This window comes from Actinoallomurus sp. NBC_01490 (assembly GCF_036227085.1).
Classification (GTDB): Bacteria; Actinomycetota; Actinomycetes; order Streptosporangiales; family Streptosporangiaceae; genus Actinoallomurus; species Actinoallomurus oryzae.
In genome coordinates, this window is the sequence record NZ_CP109433.1 from 1660885 (window position 1) to 1677285 (window position 16401).

The 16401-nt window shown below is 72.5% G+C and carries 15 protein-coding genes; 11 read left to right on the forward strand and 4 right to left on the reverse strand.

The annotated features are described in order from the left end of the window. The first annotated feature begins 147 nt into the window (after positions 1-147). Together OG417_RS08385 and OG417_RS08390 are read left to right on the forward strand one after the other, a co-directional pair. Positions 148-705, forward strand: a complete 558-nt coding sequence (locus tag OG417_RS08385) for a hypothetical protein (protein WP_329252145.1) — start codon at positions 148-150, stop codon at positions 703-705. A gap of 191 nt (positions 706-896) precedes the next feature. Beyond that, the gene (locus OG417_RS08390) at positions 897-2282 is read left to right on the forward strand and encodes an MFS transporter (protein WP_329252148.1); all 1386 of its coding nucleotides are present in this window, start codon (positions 897-899) and stop codon (positions 2280-2282) included. A 24-nt stretch (positions 2283-2306) separates the two neighbouring features. On the opposite strand, the gene OG417_RS08395 is transcribed toward OG417_RS08390, so the two are convergent. Then, positions 2307-2753, reverse strand: coding sequence for a PaaI family thioesterase (locus tag OG417_RS08395; RefSeq protein ID WP_329252151.1), 447 nt, complete (start codon positions 2751-2753; stop codon positions 2307-2309). A gap of 262 nt (positions 2754-3015) precedes the next feature. On the opposite strand from OG417_RS08395, the gene OG417_RS08400 reads away from it, so the two are divergent. The 5 genes from OG417_RS08400 (at position 3016) to OG417_RS08420 (ending at position 9359) form a co-directional block, all read left to right on the forward strand. Further along, positions 3016-3603 carry a hemerythrin domain-containing protein gene (locus OG417_RS08400; RefSeq protein WP_329252154.1) on the forward strand — a complete coding sequence of 196 codons (588 nt, stop codon included), beginning with the start codon at positions 3016-3018 and terminating at the stop codon, positions 3601-3603. Between the two features lie 31 nt (positions 3604-3634). Continuing rightward, positions 3635-4999 (forward strand): cryptochrome/photolyase family protein, encoded by a 1365-nt coding sequence (locus tag OG417_RS08405; protein ID WP_329252158.1) that lies wholly within the window; start codon positions 3635-3637, stop codon positions 4997-4999. A gap of 16 nt (positions 5000-5015) precedes the next feature. Then, complete coding sequence (locus OG417_RS08410) at positions 5016-6476, forward strand: SDR family oxidoreductase (protein WP_329252160.1); 1461 nt, start codon at positions 5016-5018, stop codon at positions 6474-6476. Between the two features lie 150 nt (positions 6477-6626). After that, the gene (locus OG417_RS08415) at positions 6627-7409 is read left to right on the forward strand and encodes an EI24 domain-containing protein (protein WP_329252164.1); all 783 of its coding nucleotides are present in this window, start codon (positions 6627-6629) and stop codon (positions 7407-7409) included. A gap of 102 nt (positions 7410-7511) precedes the next feature. Then, positions 7512-9359, forward strand: a complete 1848-nt coding sequence (locus tag OG417_RS08420) for a hypothetical protein (protein WP_329252167.1) — start codon at positions 7512-7514, stop codon at positions 9357-9359. 75 nt (positions 9360-9434) lie between these two features. Here the strand turns inward: OG417_RS08420 and OG417_RS08425 are convergent, their stop codons facing one another. Then, positions 9435-9620, reverse strand: a complete 186-nt coding sequence (locus OG417_RS08425) for a zinc ribbon domain-containing protein (RefSeq protein WP_329252169.1) — start codon at positions 9618-9620, stop codon at positions 9435-9437. 275 nt (positions 9621-9895) lie between these two features. Between OG417_RS08425 and OG417_RS08430 the strand changes: the two genes are divergently transcribed. Together OG417_RS08430 and OG417_RS08435 are read left to right on the forward strand one after the other, a co-directional pair. Further along, positions 9896-12094, forward strand: coding sequence for an acyl-CoA dehydrogenase (locus OG417_RS08430; RefSeq protein WP_329252171.1), 2199 nt, complete (start codon positions 9896-9898; stop codon positions 12092-12094). A 124-nt stretch (positions 12095-12218) separates the two neighbouring features. Beyond that, positions 12219-13364, forward strand: coding sequence for a hypothetical protein (locus OG417_RS08435; RefSeq protein ID WP_329252174.1), 1146 nt, complete (start codon positions 12219-12221; stop codon positions 13362-13364). Positions 13365-13398: 34 nt separating this feature from the next. Here the strand turns inward: OG417_RS08435 and OG417_RS08440 are convergent, their stop codons facing one another. Further along, entirely contained in the window at positions 13399-14280 is an 882-nt protein-coding gene (locus tag OG417_RS08440) for a hypothetical protein (RefSeq protein WP_329252177.1), read from the reverse strand. Between the two features lie 25 nt (positions 14281-14305). After that, positions 14306-15022: a class I SAM-dependent methyltransferase gene (locus OG417_RS08445; protein WP_329252180.1), complete on the reverse strand. Its 717-nt coding sequence runs from the start codon at positions 15020-15022 to the stop codon at positions 14306-14308. A gap of 150 nt (positions 15023-15172) precedes the next feature. On the opposite strand from OG417_RS08445, the gene OG417_RS08450 reads away from it, so the two are divergent. After that, a complete protein-coding gene (locus tag OG417_RS08450) occupies positions 15173-15937 on the forward strand; it encodes a class I SAM-dependent methyltransferase (RefSeq protein ID WP_329252183.1) in 765 nt (254 codons plus the stop codon). Beyond that, positions 15934-16368, forward strand: coding sequence for a Trm112 family protein (locus tag OG417_RS08455; protein WP_329252186.1), 435 nt, complete (start codon positions 15934-15936; stop codon positions 16366-16368). The genes OG417_RS08450 and OG417_RS08455 overlap by 4 nt, the downstream gene beginning before the upstream one ends. Positions 16369-16401 lie beyond the last annotated feature (33 nt).

Sequence of the window (16401 nt, forward strand, 5' to 3'; positions counted from 1 at the left end):
AGCGTCGCAAGAGCGGGCATGCGCGGACATCGCCCGTACTCCCGGGTCGGCGGCTGAAACCGCGGACCGGCCGGACGGCCGAGCCGATCCACCGATCGGTTGATCCGGGCCGCCGGGGAGACGACGGCGGCTTCTAGACTCCGAGACATGAGGCGACTCAGCAGCACGGTGGTCGTGGTGGCGGGCGAGCAGTCGGGGAAGGTCGTCTCCGGGCTGGACGGGCTGCACAACGTCCGGGCGATCAGCCGTGGCGAGCGCTCGCCGGCCGAGATCGAGGAGGCGGTGCACCGGTCCACGGCGACGTACGTCGTGCACGACGCGGACCCGCTGGCGGCGGTCGGCGACGCGTGGGTCGGCCTCTTCGACGGCGCGGCGCCGGTCGGCGGCCTGGAGGTCGCCATCGAGACGGCCCTGGCCGGACTGCGGTCGGACCGGCTGGCCCTGCCCGACTACTACGTCGTGCTCGACCCCGACGACATGCCGGTCACGCGACGCCACTGGTGGCTCGGTGCCCTGGCGGGCAGCGCCCCGTCGCGCGTCGTACCGGCCCGTGCCTCGGCCGCCGCGGTCACGGACGCGCTGGGCCGGCTCTCGTCCGGCCGCTGGTGGTCGTCGGACCTGGAGGGCTGGCTCCGCGGCCTCACCCGGGCCGTCCCCGACCGGGTGGGCCTGCCGTCGAGTTCCGGCTTCGACCCCACACCTTGACCCGGGTGGTTCCCGGCCGGGTGGGTCCGCCGTCGACCTCCGTCCTCCACCGCACACCCTGACCTGGGCCGTTCCCGGGTGGGTGGCCTGCCGCCGGACTCCGGCCTTGACCCCGCGCGCCGATCCGCGCGGGAGCGCGCTCGCGTCGCGCCCGTTTACAAAGGCGTCTTCGGCGAACGAACGTTGTCGGTATGGGGACGAGACGGGGCCTTCGCCACGATTCCGGTCAACGGCGCCGATTCCGCACGAACCTGGCATCGCGCATCGGAAGGCTGATCCCGCCGCTGCTCACCGAGCCGCCCTTCCGGCGTTACTGGACCGGCCAGACGATCTCGTTACTCGGCGACGAGGTGTCGCTGATCGCCCTGCCGCTGACCGGCGTACTCGTGGTGCACGCGGGGCCGGCGCAGATGGGGTACCTCATGACGGCCTGGCTCGCGCCGAGCCTGCTGTTCTCCGTGCCGGCGGGTGTGCTCGTCGACCGGTACGGTCACCGCCGTCGCGCCATGGTCGCTGCGGATCTCGGCCGGGCCGCCCTGATGGCGAGCATCCCCATCGCGTACGCGGCCGGGGTGCTGACCAGCGTCCAGCTGTACACCGTCGCGTTCGCCGTCGGCACGCTCAGCGTGCTGTTCGCCGTCGCCGACAGCACACTCTTCGTCTCGCTCGTACCGCCGGAGCGCTACGTCTCCGGCAACTCCCTCCTGCACAGCAGCTACGCACTGGCGGACGCCGGCGGGCCCGGGCTCGGCGGCGCCCTCGTCCAGGCGCTGTCCGCGCCCGCGGCGCTGCTGGCCGACGGCCTGTCGTACCTGGCGTCGGCGTTCTTCCTGTTCCGCGTCAGGTCGCCGGAGCCGGCCACCGCACGGACCCCGGGGAACTCGCCGGCGGGCGGGTTCCGGTTCATCGCCGGCTCACGGGTGGTCCGCGCCGCGCTCGGCGCGACCGCGACGATCAACTTCTTCACCTACATGTTCGCCGCGCTGTTCGTGCTGTACGCGACCACCACGCTGCGCGTGCCGCCGGGGCTGCTCGGGACCGTGCTCAGCGCCGGGGCGGCCGGGGGGCTGCTCGGATCGATGATCACGGGCCGGGTGGCCTCGCGGATCGGCATCGGACCGGCGTTCATCGCCGGCTGCGTGCTGTACCCCGCCCCGCTGTTCCTCGTCCCGGCCGCGGGCGGCGGGCGGGACACCGTGCTCACGCTGCTCTTCCTCGCCGAGTTCGGCTCCGGGATCGGCGTCATGATGCTGGACATCTCGGCTGGGTCGATCTTCGCCGCGGTCATCCCGGATCCGGTGCGGGCGCGGGTGTCCGGCGCGTACCGCGCGGTCAACTACGGTGCGCGCCCGCTCGGATCACTGGCCGCCGGGGCCCTCGGCACGGCGGTCGGCCCGCGTACGACCCTCGTGATCGCCGTCGCCGGCGCGCTCGCCGGAGCCGGCTGGCTGCTGCCCTCGCCGCTGCTGCGCATGCGCACCCTGCCGATCCCGCCCCCGGGAAACGCCAGGGCGCCGACGTCACCGGCGGGCGAGGACCGCACCCCCGACGGGGCGGGCGGCCGTTCCACGACGTGACGTCAGGGCCCGCGCGGCGTCGGGTCATCGCGGCGGGGTCGACCGGGGGCTTCTCGGAAAGACGATCTGGATGCCCGAGACCGAGCACATCGGAGTGCCGTCGGCGTCGGTGAACTCGACCTGGACGTGAATGGCCTGCCGGGTCTTGCAGGTCACCTTGCTGGTGATCCACAGCACGCCGTTACGGACCGGGCGGTAGAACGTGACGTTCATCTGGGCGGTGCGGAAGGCGTTCTCATCCTCCAGCACCGACATCGCGGTGTGGCCCATGACCTGGTCGGCGAGGGCCCCGAGGTATCCGCCGAACAGCTGGCCGCCGGTGGTGAAGAAGTCCTCGTCGGTCTCCCACTTGGTGACGACCTGGCCGGGCTCCCACGAAACGATGTCGGGGAGCCGGAGAATCTCCACGACCGTCGGTTTGGGGGCCTGACCGGCCTGGATGCTGTCGAGACGATCCGTCCAGATTGTCATCTGACTCCTCGCGGCATGGTGTCCCGATCCGGAGGATCGCCCACATCGTCGGCGGCCGCAAGGGACGGTCGGTGATCGCTCACCGGTCGTCCGCCGAGTCCGATCTGGACGAAGACAGGGACTCACCTGCGGTTTTGTGTTCTGCGGCGTTTGTCGCGCGCCGACGCGGGCAGGCCTGGGAGGAATCGGCACCGAGCGCGCGACCGCAGGCCGCTGCGCACCCGGTCGCCGTCAGCGGCCATGCCAGAGAGAACCGCACGCCATGAACCCGCCCGAGGACCTGATCACCGTCCTGACGGAGGATCACCGAGAACTGAACCAGCTGTTCACGGAGCTGGAGGTGCTCTCCGGCGGGGAACCGCTGCAACGCTCGCTGACCGACCAGATGATCATCGAGACGGTCCGGCACGCCGTGGCCGAGGAGGCCTACTTCTACCCGGTCATCCGCGAGTACCTGCCCGACGGGGACCTGATCGCGGATGGCGCCTGCGGCGAGCACGAGCATGTCGAGAAGATCCTCAAGCGGCTCGAAGGGTCCGACCTGCCCGACGATCAGTTCTCTCTGCTCCTGTCCTGGGCGATCATCAGTGCGCGGCGGCACATCGCCGACGAGGAGGAGCGGATCTTTCCGCTCCTGGCCGCGCACCTGAGCCGGGAGATGCTCGTCTCGCTGGGGGAGAAGGCGAAGAAGGCCAAGGCGGGCGCGCCGAGCCGGTGCACGTCCGCCGAACCGCAGCCGCCCCTGCTGCACACGATCGTCAAGAGCGGCGTCGGGCTGGTCGAACGCGTGCGGGACCACCTCTGCGGTCCCGGCAAGGCCTACTCGCCGGCGAGCCGCGAACCGGAGTGATCTGGGCCCGGAACGGAAACGGTCCTGGGTGATGACCGTAGCGATCGCACTGTTCACGGCCGATCTGCGGACGCACGACAGCCCGGTGCTGCGCGGTGCGCTCGACGCCGCCGACCAGGTCGTTCCGCTGTTCGTCCTCGATGAGGGGATCCGCGCCGCCGGGTTCCGCACGCCCAACCGCGCGGCGTTCCTCGCCGGCTGTCTCGCCGACCTCGACGCCGCGCTGCGGGAGCGCGGCGGGCGGCTCGTGATCCGATCGGGCGACCTCGTACGCGAGGTCTGCCGCGTGGCCGAGGAGACCGGCGCGGGCCAGGTGCACGTGGCGGGTGACGTCAGCGCGTTCGCCCAGCGCCGCGAGGAACGCCTGCGTGCCGCGCTGGCCGGGATGCGCCGCGAGCTGTGCGTCCACGCGGACGCGGCCGTGGTGATCCCGCCCGGCACGATCACGCCGGCGGACAAGGGGCACTCGGCGGTCTTCACCCCCTTCTTCCGCAAGTGGAGCGCCGTGGGAGCGCGCCGGCCGCTCGGGGCGCCGCGGAAGGTCTCGGTGCCCGGCGTCGGTTCGGAACCGCCGCCCGAGGCCGTCGGGCTCGCCGGCGGCCGGCCGTCGTCCGGCCTGCCCCGGAGCGGGGAGACCGAGGCGCGGCGGCGCCTGAAGGCCTGGCTGGCCGGCCCGATCGACCGGTACGAGGACCTGCACGACGACCTGGCCGCCGACGCCACCTCCCGGCTGTCGCCGTACCTGCACTTCGGCTGCCTGTCGCCGGTCGAGGTGGTGCACCGCGCGCGGCAGCGGGGCGGAGCCGGCGCGGAGGCGTTCGTCCGGCAGCTGGCCTGGCGCGACTTCAACCGGCAGCTGCTCGCCGACCGCCCCGACGCGGCGCGGGACGACTACCGCTGCCGGCAGGACCGGTGGCGGCCCGACGGCGACGACGCCGAGGCCTGGCGGGCGGGCCGTACCGGCTATCCCCTGGTCGACGCCGCGATGCGCCAGCTCGTCACGGAGGGCTGGATGCACAATCGCGGCCGGCTGATCACCGCGAGCTTCCTCGCGAAGACGCTGTACGTCGACTGGCGTGTGGGCGCACGGCACTTCCTCGACCTGCTCGTCGACGGTGACGTGGCCAACAACCAGCTCAACTGGCAGTGGGTGGCCGGCACCGGTGCGGCCACCCGCCCGAACGTCGTGCTCAACCCGCTGCTGCAGGCGAGACGCTTCGACCCCGAGGGCGACTACGTACGCCGCTGGGTACCCGAACTGGGAGAGGTCGAGGGGCCGGCGGTCCACCGCCCCTGGCTGCTGCCCGGAGACCTGCGCCGCCGCCTGGACTACCCGGATCCCATCGTGGACCTGGACGAGGCGCTGGCCCGCTTCCGTACGGGCCGGGCGGCGTGACGAGGGGGTGGGGCGTGTGACGCTGTGTCTCGTCACGGGGGCGACCGGCTACATCGGGGGCCGCCTCGTGCCCGAGCTGCTGTCCCGCGGTCACGAGGTGCGCTGCGCCGCCCGGTCGCCCGAACGGCTGCGCGACCACCCGTGGAGCGGGCGGGTGGAGATCGTCCGCGCCGACCTGACCGACCCCGGCTCCGTACGCCGGGCGCTCGACGGCGTCGACGTCGCGTACTACCTCATCCACGCCCTCGGCACCGGCCGCGACTTCGGCGCGACCGACCGCCGCATGGCCCGTACGTTCGCCGCCGCCGTCCGCGAGGCCGGTGTGGGCCGCGTCGTCTACCTCGGCGGCCTCGCGCCGTCCGGCCCCGAACGCGTGTCGGAGCACCTGCGCTCGCGCGGCGAGGTGGGGGAGATCCTGCTCGCGTCCGGCGTACCGACCGCGGTCCTGCGGGCCGCCGTGGTGATCGGGTCCGGCTCGCTGTCCTTCGAGCTGATGCGGTACCTCACCGAGCGCCTGCCGCTCATGGTCACCCCGCGATGGGTGCGGTGCCGGATCCAGCCGATCGCGGTCCGCGACGTGCTGCGCTACCTCGCCGAGTGCGCCGCGCTCCCGCCGGAGGTCAGCCGGTCGTTCGACATCGGCGGCCCGGACGTGCTCACGTACGAGGAGATGATGGCGCGGTACGCCGTCATCGCCGGCCTGCGCCCGCGTCGGATCCTCCCGGTCGCGGCGCTCACGCCGAGGTTGTCCAGCCTGTGGATCGGCCTGGTCACGCCCATCCCCGGCACCGTCGCCCGGCCGCTCGCCGAGTCGCTGCGCCACGAGGTCGTCTGTCACGAGCACGACATCGCCGCGTACGTGCCGGACCCGCCGGGGGGACTGGTCGGATTCGACCGGGCGGTCCGGCTCGCCCTCGAACGCATCGGCAGGTCCGACGTGGCCACCCGCTGGTCGTCGGCGTCCGTGCCGGGCGCGCCGAGCGACCCGCTGCCCACCGACCCGCACTGGGCCGGCGGCAGGTTGTACGCCGACGTCCGCGAGTCGCCGGTCGACGCGTCACGCGACACGCTGTGGCGGGTGATCGAGGGCATCGGCGGGGAGAACGGCTGGTACTCCTGGCCGCTCGCCTGGGCCGCGCGCGGCCTGTTCGACCGGCTCACCGGCGGCGTCGGCCTGAGACGCGGCCGGCGCGATCCGTACCGGCTGCGCGTCGGTGACTCGCTGGACTTCTGGCGGGTGGAGGAGCTCGACCGGGGACGGCTGCTGCGGCTGCGCGCGGAGATGCGGCTGCCCGGGCTCGCCTGGCTCGACCTGTCGATCGACGAGCGGGACGGCGGCACGTGGTTCCGGCAGCGGGCGCTGTTCCACCCGCGCGGGCTGCCCGGCCAGCTCTACTGGTGGGCGGTGTGGCCGTTCCACGGGATCGTCTTCGGGCGCATGCAGCGCAACATCCGCCGCGCCGCCGAACACGCCTAGAAACCTCGTCGCTACGCCGCCGCAGCGCCGTGACAGGGCCACCGGTCTCCTCGCTCCGCCCGCGCCCGGCGACCCGGAACCCGGTCGGCCGGGCTGGAACGGGGCGTTCGTGGCGGACGCGGTAGGCGATCTCCACCTACTCTTGGCGCCGTGAGGGATTTCTTCGCCGGTGTGCGCTACTTCGCCCGCGGTCTCGGCTGGGTGGCGCGGCGGCCGAGACAGTGGCTGTTCGGCCTGATTCCGGCGCTGATCGTTCTGGTGCTGTACGCCGTCGCGCTGACGTTTCTCGGCATCTACCTCTCCGACCTGGTGAAGGCGGCGAGCCCGTTCGCCGACCACTGGTCGAGCGGCCTGCGCGACACCGTACGCGTGCTGATGGGCGTCCTCATCTTCGCCGCCGCCGTGATGCTCTCGATCGTCACGTTCACCGGTCTCACGCTCGTCGTCGGCGAGCCGTTCTACGAGAGCATCTCCGGCCGGGTCGAGGAGTCGGCGGGCGGCCTGCCGCCCGAGGCGGGCGTGCCGCTGTGGCGGCAGGTCCTGCGCGGCATCGGGGACGCGATCGTCGTCGGGCTGATCACGGGCCTGTTCGCGGTGCTCTTCTTCGTGCTGGGGTTCCTGCCGGTGGTCGGGCAGACGGTCGTGCCGGTGGTGGCGGCCCTGGTGTCGGGCTACTTCCTCACCCTGGAGCTGACCTCGATCGCGCTCGAACGCCGTGGCCTGCGCCGACGCGAGAAGTTCGCGCTGCTGCGGCGCGAACGCGCGCTGTCGGTCGGCTTCGGCGCCTCGGTTTTTGTGGTCTTCCTCATTCCGTTGGGTGCGGTGCTGGCGATGCCGGGTGCCGTGGCGGGGGGCACGCTACTCGTCCGTGAGCGCTTCGCTCGCCAGGATGTTTTCGCACGTCAAGACGCTTCTTCGGTCGACTTGGGGTGAGGTGGCTGTAACCTCGGTGCCACGCCTTGGCTAAGAAGCTGTGGCCTGAGCGTAATTAGTGACGTAAGCGAGAAATGTTGATCTTCACGTACCCTGTGCGGCATGTCGGATCAGGGGGACGCCGGGGCGTGGCGCCCGGCCACCAGCCAGAACGACCAGAACTCCGTACCCGATGACACGACCGGGCCGCTACCGAAGATCTCCGAAGAAGAGTCCGGTGGCCAGGGTTTCCCGTCCGTGACGGGCCAGTCGTCCGTCAACGGCCCCGCCCCGTCGTGGCCGGCGGATGACGATGCGCCGACCGGGGGCTTCCCGGCCGTCTCCCCGTCGGAGGAACAGCCGGCTCCGGCGTCGCCCTCGTCGCGTTCGCCGTTCGAGCCCGCCGACCGGACGGAGAGCCCGCGCGAGCCCGCGGACGAGGTCGAGGATCCGGGGCCGAACGGCGCGACGCCGAAGTTCGGCACCGAGGTGCAGAACCCGCGCCCGGCCGAGCAGTCCTTCGGGTCGTTCGACGACTCCTCCTTCAGCGACACGTCTTTCGGGGACTCTTCCTTCCGCAACACCTCGTTCGGTGACGCCTCCTTCGGTGACGCCTCCTTCGGTGACGCGTCATCCGGCAGCGGCTCCTTCGGCACGTCGTCCTTTGGCGACTCCTCCTCCGAGCCGGCCGAGCCGGAGACGCCGGGCTCCTTCGGGTCCGGGTCGTTCGGCTCCACGGGCTTCGACGACAAGCCGTTCGGCTCGAACGGTTTCGACGACAAGCCGGCCGGCGTTCCCAGGTCCTCGTACGGCCGCGAGACGTTCTCCGCAGAGTCCTCGTACGGGCGCGAGACCTTCTCCGCAGAGTCCGCGCCGGAGTCCTCGTACGGCCGCGAGACCTTCTCCGCCGAGTCCGGCGCGGCCGTCTCCTCCGGCACCGGAGCGCCGCCGGAGGGCGTCTCCTCCACCACCGGCGCCTTCTCCCTGCCGCAGGCCGAGAAGCGCCCGACCGCGGAGGACGAGGCGGCCGAGAACGATTTCTTCGCCCCCGACGACCACCCGCCCATGTGGGACAAGGTGGTCGCGCCCTCCGGCCCGCCGCCCAAGCCCGGCAAGCCGAGCAGCGGCAACCTCCGGCTCCCGGAGTGGATGCGGGAGGAGGGCGCCGCCGGTGGTGGCGGAGAGGCGGGCGGCGCGATCGCCTCCTACGACGACGAAGAGGGCGGCTCCCGGCGCCCGCTCTTCATCGGCGTCGGCATCCTGGTGGTCGGCCTCGTCGCGGTCGCGGGCGTCTACTTCCTCAAGAACAACGGAGACAGCAAGGCCGCCCCCGCGGCGGCCCCCACGACGGCGAACTCACCCTCGCGGAGCCCGTCACAGCCGGCTCAGGAGAAGGAGCCCGCACGCAAGGCGCTCCCGAGGTTCAAGGGCGTGCACACCAAGGCCCTCGGCCGGCTCGCGGACCGGCGGTCCGGCCTGTCGTACGCCCGGTTCGCCAAGCCGTGGGCGGCGGCGGCGAAGAACAGCCCGATGAACGAACTGGGCTTCAGCACGAGCCAGTTCGCCGTCACGGAGAAGGCCGGCGGGCAGCCCAAGCACTGGGCACGCCTGATGAGCGCCGAGCTCTCCGGGGCGGCCAAGGACGCCTACACCGGCCCCGGCACCGAGCGCGCCGCCGCGGCCGAGGCCGCGCGGGTGTACGAGGCGCGCATGTTCGGCTTCCAGCACAAGAAGCGCGTCCTGGCCAACGAGCCGCTGACCATCGGCGGCCACAAGGGATGGCTGGTCAGCGACTACCTGACGTACCGCCGTCCGGGCGTGAAGGCCACCGGCGACATCGTCGCCGTGGCCCTGGTCGACACCGGCAAGAAGACGCCCGGGATCGTGTTCATGACGGTGCCCAACACCAACAAGAAGCTCTGGCCGGACATCAACTTCGTGGTCCGCTCGCTGCGGGTCCTGTCAACTTGACCCGGCCCTGAAGAAGGGCCGGGTTTGGAGGTAGCTCCCGGCCGGCTGCTGGGTGGGCTTTCCGTCCAGGCACCGCTATGGGGTGGCAGGGACGCGTGACTCACGCCCCGCGGTCCACGCAGCCTCGCCTTTGCGGGCGATGTTGTGGGAGGCGTTGCGGTCGGCGTGGGCAACGACCCCGCAGTTCCGGCAGATGAAAGCCGACTGGCTGACCCGGTTGTTGCTGTTGATGTGGCCGCACTCGGAGCACTGTGCACGCACTTGGTCTCCCGCGGCGCGTAGCCCAGCCCCGGCCGCAGATCATTTCACGCCGACACGGCGTACCCAAGCTCGGATGACTCGCTAGATCATGCTGAACTCTGGGACGCTCACGGCGGTCCGCGCGTGACCGCCGTGAGCGTCCACGTGCGCGGTCGCGGCGGGGGTTCGGGATCTGTGGCCCGAATCAGGTTCGAATCGTACCGAATGCCATTCCAATACCGGCTCGGCGGCCTCTAGGGTAGGCCGTGAGAGGACGTCGCGAATGGGGTGTTGAGATGGGGATCGGGCTGACCGAGGAGCACGAGGCGCTGGCCGACGCGGTGCGTGGCTGGGCGGAGCGTTACTCACCCGTCGGCGTCGTACGGGCGACGCTCGACGCCGATGAGGAGACCCGCCCCGGCTTCTGGGCCGGCCTCGCCGAACAGGGCCTGCTCGGCCTGCACGTCCCGGAGGAGTTCGGCGGGCAGGGCGCCGGGCTGCTGGAGCTCGCGGTGGCCGTCGAGACCCTCGGGCGCGCGATGGTGCCGGGACCGTTCCTGCCCACCGTGCTGGCCGGGGCGGCCCTGCTGCGGGCCGACGAGTCCGCCAAGGCCCGCGCGGAGCTGCTCCCCGGCCTCGCCGACGGCAGCGTGATCGGCGCCCTCACCCTGGCCACCGGTCTGACCGGCCACCGTACCGACGCGGGCCTGACCGTCAGCGGCACGGCCGAGCCGGTCCTCGGCGGCGCCCTGGCCGACGTGATCGTGGCACCGGTGAGCACCGACGACGGCGAACGCTGGGTCGCCATCGACGCCTCCGCGCTGACCGTGACCCCGCTGGTGAGCCTGGACCGTACGCGCCGGGTCGCCCGGGTCGAGGCGGCCGACGTGACCGTACCCGCCGACCGGATCCTGACCGGGCTGGAGGGCCAGGAGGTCCTCGACCTCGCGGCCCTGCTGCTCGGCGCCGAGGCGGCCGGCATCGCCGCGTGGTGTGTCGAGACCGCGTCGGAGTACGCCAAGGTACGCGAGCAGTTCGGCCGGCCGATCGGGCAGTTCCAGGGCGTCAAGCACAAGTGCGCGCGGATGCTGATCGAGCTGGAGAAGGCCCGCGCCGTCGTGTGGGACGCCGCCCGCGCCTCCGACGACCCCGCCGACGAGTCGGGCTTCGCCGCGGGCGTCGCCGCCGTGATCGCGCCGGACGCCGCGCTGCGCTGCGCCCGCGACTGCATCCAGGTGCTCGGCGGCATCGGCTTCACCTGGGAGCACGAGTCCGGTCTCTACCTGCGTCGCGCCTCGACGCTGCGCGTCCTGCTGGGCCCGGCGAAGGACTGGGCCGGCTCGGTCGCGACGCTGGCCCTCGACGGCGTGCGCCGCGCGGTCGAGGTCGAGCTGGACGAGGACACCGAGCCCCTGCGCAACCGCATCCGCGCCGAGGTCGCCGAGCTGGCCGCGATCGAGGACAACAAGACGCGCTTCGCCCGGATGGGCGACGAGGGCTGGGTGTTCCCGCACCTGCCCAAGCCGTGGGGCAAGGCCGCCTCGCCGATGGAGCAGGTGCTGATCCTGCAGGAGCTGCGCGCCGCGAAGGTCAAGGGCCCGCAGCTCGGGATCGGTGCGTGGGTGGTCCCGTCGCTGGTCACGTACGGCACACCCGAGCAGCAGGAGCGGTTCCTGGCCCCGACGCTGCGCGGCGAGATGGCGTGGTGCCAGCTGTTCAGCGAGCCGGGCGCGGGCTCGGACCTGGCGTCCCTGCAGATGAAGGCCGAACGGGTCGAGGGTGGCTGGAAGCTGACCGGCCAGAAGATCTGGACGTCGGTGGCCCGGCAGGCCGAGTGGGCGATCTGCATCGCCCGCAGCTCGAACGAGCCGAAGAAGCACGACGGCATCACGTACTTCATCGTCGACATGAAGTCCGAGGGCGTCGACGTGCGCCCGCTGCGGGAGCTGACCGGCGAGGCGATGTTCAACGAGGTCTTCCTCGACGGCGTGTTCGTCCCCGACGACCGGGTGGTGGGCGAGGTCGGCCAGGGCTGGAAGGTCGCCCGCAACACCCTGAGCAACGAGCGGGTGCAGCTGTCCAGCGGTTCGGGACTCGGCGCCGGCGTGAAGGAGCTGCTGAACTTCTTCGGCGCCCGCGACCTGGACCCGGTCAGGCGCGCGGAGCTGGGGGAGTACCTCTGCGAGGGCCAGGCGATCGACCTGCTCGGCCTGCGCCTGACGCTGAAGCAGATCTCCGGCCACGAGCCGGGCGCGGAGGCGAGCGTCCGCAAGCTGCTCGGCGTGCAGTTCAACCAGCAGGTCGCCGACTTCATCTGGGAGTCGCAGGGCGCCGTCGCGGCCCTGGAGGACATGACCGGGCCGACCGGCCTGTGGGCGCGCTACATGCTGTTCAGCCGCTCGATGACCATCTACGGCGGAACGACGGAGGTCCAGCTCAACGTCATCGCCGAGCGCATGCTCGGCCTGCCCCGCGACCCCGAGCCCGGCAAGTAACACGGGAAAGCCGGGGAATCCGGCCGTCGCTCGTATCATGATCCGGAACGGAACGTCGGCCGGCTGCGTCGGATCAACGGTCGCGCAGGGCGGTGGAGCGGGAAGGGACGGCGGTCGACCGGGGATGTTGACGCGTGTGATCGCCGGCTTCCGTAAGGAGGTGCCGGCCCGGACACTGGAGTCGATCCAGCGGGCCGGCGTGGGGGTCTATCGCGCGCTCGACGACGCCGAGGCCGTACGCCGCGACCTGGCCGACCAGGGGGTCAGCGCCTGGCGCATGCCGGCCGCGGCGGCCGCCCAGCAGCTGTACGCCTGGAACGCCTACGTCCTGCAGACCCTGGGCGACAAGATGATCGACGCCGACTACCGTTCCGACTCCCGTACGGTCGGCTACCTGCCCAAGGTCACCGCCGAGCAGGTGTGGGCGTTCTTCGGCCAGGTCGAACGCTGGCTGTCGCTGAGCCGCCAGGCCGCGGCCAACCCCGGCTACCGGGTGGAGGACCCGAGGTATCTGCCGGCCGACCTGCCCGGCTGGATCGAGATCGAGCCCTGTCCGGCCGCCCACCTGGCGGCGATGATCGCCGCCTGTTCCGCCGTACAGGAACACGCCGAGGTCGCGCTCGGCACCTTCGAGATCACCGCCGCCCGCGACGGCCGTCACGCCGAGATCGCCCGGCTGCGGCAGCTGTCGGCGGAGGCGGGCACGTCGTCCGACTACGCCATGCAGGCGTTCGACCCGGCCGCCGGCCGGCGGTTGCACGAAGTCGTCGAGAAACGTTTGCAGCGGGCGCTGGAGATCTACTACCACCTCGGCCAGCTCATCGCGATGCCGAGCCTGCTGAAGACCTACGGCCGCCGCGGCGGGGCCGGGCCGACGGCCGGCCGGCTGCCGCTGCCGGGAAGCGGCGACTTCGACCCGTGGTGCCTGACCGAACGCGACGCCGTCAGACGCTGGCAACGTGATCCCCGGGCACGCCAGGCGATCAATGACCTGTGGCGCAACGATCCCGACCCCGCGGCGACCCTGGCGATCCAGGAGCAGCTCAACACCGCGCTCCGGCGCGACGACATCAGGCGTACCGGCGCGATGTACTACGCCCCGCCGTGGGCGCCGATCTACCGGGCCCAGCGCCCCGTGGTGATCGCCCGCCGATGGTTGCAGCCCGGGCAGGACTTCACCTTCGAGGTCTCCGCGGAGCCCCTCCGCTACAACCACCCCTTCATCCGCCAGATCGTCGCCGGCCCGTTCCACCAGGCCCGCCGGCACTGAGCGCCGGACCGGGTCGTGACCGCGTCCCCGGCCCTCATCGGCCCGCCGTGTCGTCGCCGTGGGGGAGGCGGAACAGGGCGGCCGCGATGAGCGCCAGGCCCACCAGGCGCAGGGTCAGGTCGGCCGCGTCCGGTGGGAGGTGCTCGCCGAACATCGGGGTGCCCGCCACCACGGTGTAGAGCGTGGAGACCACCGTGGACACCGGGGCGACGATCGACGCGCGTCCGCGCTGCAACGCCGTCTGGAAGACCACGAAGCCGGTCAGGGCCACCGGTACCAGCAGGTACAGGTACGGCGAGGCCAGCGCCGACGCGGCGATCGCCGTCGGGCCGTGGAAGTCGATCGACGCCGACAAGCCCTTGGAGATCATGCCGGCGACGCCGTACACGATCCCGGCCGCCAGACCGTACGGCACGTCGCCGGCCGGGCGGGGCCGTACCCGTCCGCGTGCGGCCGTCACGAACACCGCCACGCCGGCCAGCGTCGACGGCGCGGCGACCAGCAGCACGCGCACCGCGTGGCCGCCCGTGCCGGCGACGTCCGTGCGCGGGTCCAGCGACGCGAGGACGCAGACGACTCCGGCCGCGATCCCCGCCAGCCCGGTCCACTCGCGCGCGGTGAGCCGTTCGCCGAGGACCGTCATGCTCAGCAGGAGCAGGAACACGATCCCGGAGGCGAACACCGGCTGCGCCACGGTCAGCGGGATGCGCGTCAGGACCACGAGCTGACCGGCCAGGCCCGCGAGGATCAGCCCGAACCCGGCCAGCCAGCGCGGGGTGGTCACCAGCGTCCGGACCAGGGCCAACGGCAGCCGTACGGTCAGCGGCGGCAGCGCGGACAGCGCGCCCTTCTCCAGTACGAACCCGGCGTTGTAGGCGAGCGTGGCGACGAGCGCCAGCACCACACCGAGGATCACGGCCGCCCCGGGCGTGACCCGGCGGTCATGGCCGCCGCGCCTGGACGAGCAGGATGCTCGCGGCCGACGGCCACCGGCACAGCAGCAGGTCCAGCGGCCGCAGGACGCCCGGCACGACGTGGGACGGCGCGCCGTCCACGCGCTCGCAGACGAAGCCCCCCGCGGTGAGGAACTCCGTCAGCGCCCGCTTGGTGAACATCCGCAGGTGACCGGCCACCTGGCGGCCCGGCCGTCCGTAGATGCCGCGCATGCTGACCTCGGAGAAGATCGGCTGGATGCCGAGCGCGAGCAGGCCGCGGTTGTACCAGGCGGCGAGGTTCGGCGTGGACAGAAGGAGCCGGCCGCCGGGCCGCAGCACGCGGTGGAGTTCGTCGATCGCCGCGTCGGTGTCGACGAGGTGCTCGATCACCTCACTGAAGATCACCAGGTCGACGCTGCCGTCCGCGAGAGGCAGCCCGGGCGCGTCGAGCCCGCCGCGGATCAGGAGGAGGTCGTGGCGCCGGGCGTTCCGCAGCGCCATCATCGACCAGTCGACGCCGACGACCGTGTGCCCCAGCCGCCGTACGAGGCCGGTCGCCGCGCCGTCGCCGCAGCCGACGTCCACGATCACCTGGGTCCGGTCCGCCTCGGCGAGAACGGCCTCGACCATCCGGAGCTGCCGCCGGGCCCGGCCGGTGCCGGAGCTGAGCGGGACGTTCGGGTCCTCATAGAACCGCTGGAGCGCGCCGCCTCCGGTCGTCACCCTGACCGCTCCCTCCCGCGAGCCCGGCGGTGTCGCCGCAGCCGCCGCGGATCGGTCGAGCCGTGGACCGATTTGCGCCATTCTGTGGCGGTTATCATCCACTGTCAACGACGTCCCTCCACCCCCACCGGCCCCGACAGGAGAGAGCGCATGGCCGCACCCCGGACTCTTCCGCGCCGGCCGGTGGAGCCCGCCGTTCCCGGGCGTTTCCGCTCGCTGCGGCTGTTCCGCGGCTTCCTCGGTGAGCAGTCCGACCCGGACGGCTTCTACACGCTGCTCGCCGGCGACGCGGTACGGCAGATCGAGCGCCACGTGGACCTCGCGGGCCGTACGGTCCTCGACGTCGGCGGCGGCAGCGGGTACTTCACGGACGCCTTCGACGCCCGCGGCGCGCGCGGCCTCCTCGTCGAGGCGGACCTCGGCGAGCTGTCCGGGCGGGGCGGACCCCGGCCGGGGTCCCTGGTCGGCGACGGCTGCCGGCTGCCGCTTCGCGATGCCGGCGTCGACGTCAGCTTCTCCTCCAACGTGCTGGAGCACGTGCCGGATCCGGGCGCCTTCATCGACGAGCTGGTGCGCGTCACCCGGCCCGGCGGCATCGTCTACCTGGCCTACACGCTCTGGCTCTCCCCCTGGGGCGGCCACGAGACCTCGCCGTGGCACTTCCTCGGCGGGGCGTACGCGGCGCGCCGCTACGCCCGGAGGCACGGGCATCCGCCCAAGAACCGGTACGGCACGAGCCTGTTCGCGCTCGGCGCGGGCCGGGTGCTGCGGCTGGTCCGTTCCCGCGACGACGTCACGGTGCTGGAGGCGCGGCCCCGCTACTACCCGCGCTGGTGCGGCTTCGTCGTCCGGCTGCCGGGGCTGCGCGAGCTGCTGACGTGGAACCTCCTGCTCATCCTCCGGCGCGAGTCATGACGGCCACCGACCCCGGCCCCGAGGAGACCGTCGCCGGCCCCGAGGAGACCGTCACCGGCCCCGGGGAGGCCGTCACCGGCCCCGGGGAGGCCGTCACCGGCCCCGGGGAGGCCGTCGCCGAGCCCGGCCGCGCGGAGGCTGCCACGCTCGACGGTCGGCTGCTCCCACTGCTGGCGTGCCCGGTGGACAAGGAGGCGCTGCTGTACTTCGCCGGCGACGGCCTGCTCTACAACCCGCGCCTGCGCCTCGGCTACCGGGTCGAGGACGGCATCCCGGTCCTCCTCGCCGGCGAGGCCGAGGAACTCGGCGCCGAACGCCACGCGACGCTGACCGCCCGAGCCGGACGCGGCGAGGCGACGGCCACCCTCGGGCGCGACCCCGCCGGACTGGCCGGACAGGGCGAAACCGGCATGGCGGACGCCGGGGTTTGATTCCCATCGCGGTGACATGGCCAAACGATAGAG

What these genes read in the sequence shown, in the direction of transcription:
- OG417_RS08385 (WP_329252145.1), top strand. Translation starts at nt 148, where the DNA reads ATGAGGCGACTCAGCAGCACGGTGGTCGTGGTGGCGGGCGAGCAGTCG.
- OG417_RS08390 (WP_329252148.1), top strand. Translation starts at nt 897, where the DNA reads ATGGGGACGAGACGGGGCCTTCGCCACGATTCCGGTCAACGGCGCCGA.
- OG417_RS08395 (WP_329252151.1), bottom strand. Translation starts at nt 2,753, where the DNA reads ATGACAATCTGGACGGATCGTCTCGACAGCATCCAGGCCGGTCAGGCC.
- OG417_RS08400 (WP_329252154.1), top strand. Translation starts at nt 3,016, where the DNA reads ATGAACCCGCCCGAGGACCTGATCACCGTCCTGACGGAGGATCACCGA.
- OG417_RS08405 (WP_329252158.1), top strand. Translation starts at nt 3,635, where the DNA reads ATGACCGTAGCGATCGCACTGTTCACGGCCGATCTGCGGACGCACGAC.
- OG417_RS08420 (WP_329252167.1), top strand. Translation starts at nt 7,512, where the DNA reads ATGTCGGATCAGGGGGACGCCGGGGCGTGGCGCCCGGCCACCAGCCAG.
- OG417_RS08430 (WP_329252171.1), top strand. Translation starts at nt 9,896, where the DNA reads ATGGGGATCGGGCTGACCGAGGAGCACGAGGCGCTGGCCGACGCGGTG.
- OG417_RS08435 (WP_329252174.1), top strand. Translation starts at nt 12,219, where the DNA reads ATGTTGACGCGTGTGATCGCCGGCTTCCGTAAGGAGGTGCCGGCCCGG.
- OG417_RS08450 (WP_329252183.1), top strand. Translation starts at nt 15,173, where the DNA reads ATGGCCGCACCCCGGACTCTTCCGCGCCGGCCGGTGGAGCCCGCCGTT.
- OG417_RS08455 (WP_329252186.1), top strand. Translation starts at nt 15,934, where the DNA reads ATGACGGCCACCGACCCCGGCCCCGAGGAGACCGTCGCCGGCCCCGAG.